This window comes from Paenalicyclobacillus ferrooxydans (genome assembly GCF_001399675.1).
Lineage (GTDB): Bacteria > Bacillota > Bacilli > Alicyclobacillales > Alicyclobacillaceae > Alicyclobacillus_B > Alicyclobacillus_B ferrooxydans.
In genome coordinates this window covers 1-1,835 of record NZ_LJCO01000007.1, presented here as the reverse complement: position 1 = coordinate 1,835, position 1,835 = coordinate 1, and the positions used below count along the sequence as shown (strand labels likewise).

The window sequence follows — 1,835 nt, the reverse complement described above, 5'->3', positions numbered from 1 at the left end:
CCACCGAAGATGCAGTTACCCTTTTCAAATCCATGCTGCCGGCTAAAACAGCATGAACCCTGTTCTACGTCGGTTATCGTAGGATTTTCATTCGCTATCTCGTTTCCAAGGTACAGTCTGAGGATACAAACACCTGCTACCAGCAGCAGCAGGGTTGGTTCCCTCAAAACTAAACACATCGCAGAAAAGTGCCAACCTGTGAAGGTCACAGGTCACATGTGAATCGTACACACATGTGTCCGTTTGGTCTCCATGAGACCGCTATGCTTATCTGAACCCTACGGCTCAGTAAGACTCCATAGAAAGGAGGTGATCCAGCCGCACCTTCCGATACGGCTACCTTGTTACGACTTCACCCCAATCATCAGCCCCACCTTCGGCGGCTGGCCCCTATAAGGTTACCCCACCGACTTCGGGTGTTGCCAACTCTCGTGGTGTGACGGGCGGTGTGTACAAGGCCCGGGAACGGATTCACCGCGGCATGCTGATCCGCGATTACTAGCAATTCCGGCTTCATGCAGGCGGGTTGCAGCCTGCAATCCGAACTACGAACGGTTTTCAGGGGTTCGCTCCACCTCGCGGTCTCGCTTCCCGTTGTTCCGCCCATTGTAGCACGTGTGTTGCCCAGGACATAAGGGGCATGATGATTTGACGTCATCCCCACCTTCCTCCGACTTACGCCGGCAGTCACCTGTGAGTCCCCACCATTACGTGCTGGTAACACAGGTCAAGGGTTGCGCTCGTTGCGGGACTTAACCCAACATCTCACGACACGAGCTGACGACAACCATGCACCACCTGTCTCCTCTGCCCCGAAGGGAAGGTGTATCTCTACACCGGTCAGAGGGATGTCAAGCCCTGGTAAGGTTCTTCGCGTTGCTTCGAATTAAACCACATGCTCCACTGCTTGTGCGGGCCCCCGTCAATTCCTTTGAGTTTCAGTCTTGCGACCGTACTCCCCAGGCGGAGTGCTTATTGGGTTTCCTTCGGCACTGAAGGTCTGAACCTCCAACACCTAGCACTCATCGTTTACGGCGTGGACTACCAGGGTATCTAATCCTGTTTGCTCCCCACGCTTTCGTGCCTCAGCGTCAGTCACTGTCCAGCAAGGCGCCTTCGCCACTGGTATTCCTCCACATCTCTACGCATTTCACCGCTACACGTGGAATTCCCCTTGCCTCTCCAGTACTCAAGTCTGCCAGTTTCCAAAGCATTCCCATGGTTGAGCCATGGCCTTTCACTTCAGACTTAACAAACCGCCTACGCACGCTTTACGCCCAGTGATTCCGGACAACGCTTGCCCCCTACGTATTACCGCGGCTGCTGGCACGTAGTTAGCCGGGGCTTCCTCTCCCGGTACCGTCTCTCCAGGGGCATTCCCTCCCCTGGTCTCTCTTCCCGGATGACTGAGCTTTACAACCCGAAGGCCTTCTTCGCTCACGCGGCGTTGCTCGGTCAGGCTTGCGCCCATTGCCGAAGATTCCCTACTGCTGCCTCCCGTAGGAGTCTGGGCCGTGTCTCAGTCCCAGTGTGGCCGGTCACCCTCTCAGGTCGGCTACGCATCGTCGCCTTGGTAGGCCGTTACCCCACCAACTAGCTAATGCGCCGCGGGCTCCTCTCTTAGCGATGCCGTAGCACCTTTCCCAACAAACAGATGCCTGTCCGTTGCTCTATCTGGCATTAGCACCCGTTTCCAGGCGTTATTCCAGTCTAAGAGGCAGATTGCCCACGTGTTACTCACCCGTCCGCCGCTGACTTCCGAAGAAGTCCGCGCGACTTGCATGTATTAGGCACGCCGCCAGCGTTCGTCCTGAGCCAGGATCAAACTCTCAAAG

The 1,835-nt window shown here is 56.0% G+C and carries 1 rRNA gene; it reads right to left on the bottom strand.

Annotation, left to right across the window (positions count from 1 at the left end):
• Positions 1-302: 302 nt before the first annotated feature.
• Positions 303-1,835 (bottom strand): 16S ribosomal RNA (locus AN477_RS00170).